General features: G+C 24.9%; 1 protein-coding gene. It reads right to left on the bottom strand.

Features of this window, described 5'->3' with window-relative positions:
• A partial coding sequence (gene vgrG / locus L8U04_RS08215; RefSeq protein ID WP_147575767.1) for a type VI secretion system tip protein VgrG occupies positions 1-1512 on the bottom strand: 1512 nt, incomplete at its 3' end.
• Positions 1513-1545 lie beyond the last annotated feature (33 nt).

Raw genomic sequence — 1545 nt, 5'->3', positions numbered from 1 at the left:
ATTCACCCCATTATATAAACTCCCACTAATAAAAGGCTTGTCTATATCATCATCTAAAAATGAAATAATAACTTCATCTCCTATTCTAGGTGTATGGTAAAAACCTGAATGATTGCTTGCTACATTACTAGCTACTCTTAAGAATGGACTATGGTGATACATGTTTGTTTTATTATCTAATTCTTCTTGATTAGCATAAAGATTAATCCTTACCTTTACTCTTCCATATTCATCTGTGTATATGGTATTTCTTTGATTTTCTATATTAGAATCTTCTCCTATAACTATACCCATGGTATTAATTGGAGGTTTTGGTTTGGATTTAAAACTAGGTGTAAAGGTTAAAAAAGATGGGGTAAGGGTTAAATTATTTGTATAAGATTTGCTTAGATTTAAGTCTTTAATATTTAAATTATCATTGGTATTGATAGTATTAGCTAAAATAGCATCATCAATTAAAATTTGTTCTTTTGCTATAATGGTATATTCTTTGGTGGTTTCTTCTTGAATATTAATTTTAATACTTTCATTTAAACTAAGATGATAAATATTGCTTTTTGCTTTTAGTATATTATTAAGCATAGTGTTTCTTTTTTCTTTTAGGGTAGGGGATTGTTTTAAATTAATATTTTGTGTAAAGGAATACTCACTTTCATAAGAATGCTCATTATAATGTGTATTGGCATTTTGTGCTTTAGTGCTTAAGGAATATAAACTTAAAGGTTGTTTGGAATTATTACTAGAATGAGTAAAAGCATTAGTTTGTATTTGTTTTTCTTTATTTAGTGCGTAAATACAAGTTTCATTAAGATGGTTGTTGATATTAGGATTAAAAACTATATCTTTTATTTTGCCTTTATGAGTATAAAAATCATAAAAATAAATATTATCTTTATCTTCATAAAAATAAATACCATGATTGTGTGCTAATCTTGTGATAAATTCTAAATCACTTTCATTGTATTGAGAAATCAATTCTTTAGTTTCATATATATGATGAATATTAGAAAAATCAATGTTTTTATTTAGCTTGGTGTTATAATAGGCTAAGGTTTGTTTAATTACTTCTATTATGTTTGTATGAGTATAAATACGATTTGCTTTATTAAAATCAAGTCTTATTAAAGGAGAATGCAAGTTAAACTTAAAAAAATGTTTATGGTTTAATTGTTTAAAATTTTCTTTTACAATATTGCTAGCACTGCCTTGATTAACACCTAAATAGTCAACATAAGATATTATTCCCCGATAAATCATATCAATATTAGTTGAAAAGTCTATCTTTTTGTTTTCATAAGGATTTTTAATTATAAGTGAAGCTTCTTTATCAATAAGCATATTAGGATTAAATTCAATATTGTCATCACTAAAAATATCATTATTGATATTTTCATAAAAACCTTCACATTCACATAAAAAGATCTGATCCAAGCTTTCTTTTATAATGGCTTTTGTGATTTTAAAATCAAGTTTGTTAATTTTTAAATTAAGATAAGAGTTGTTTGTATTCATTAAAAAACCTTTGTTGGTATTGGGATTTATTGG

The sequence above is a fragment of the Campylobacter sp. IFREMER_LSEM_CL908 genome (assembly GCF_025771545.1).
In the GTDB taxonomy this organism is placed as follows: domain Bacteria; phylum Campylobacterota; class Campylobacteria; order Campylobacterales; family Campylobacteraceae; genus Campylobacter_D; species Campylobacter_D lari_D.
This window is presented reverse-complemented; position numbering and strand designations above follow the sequence as displayed.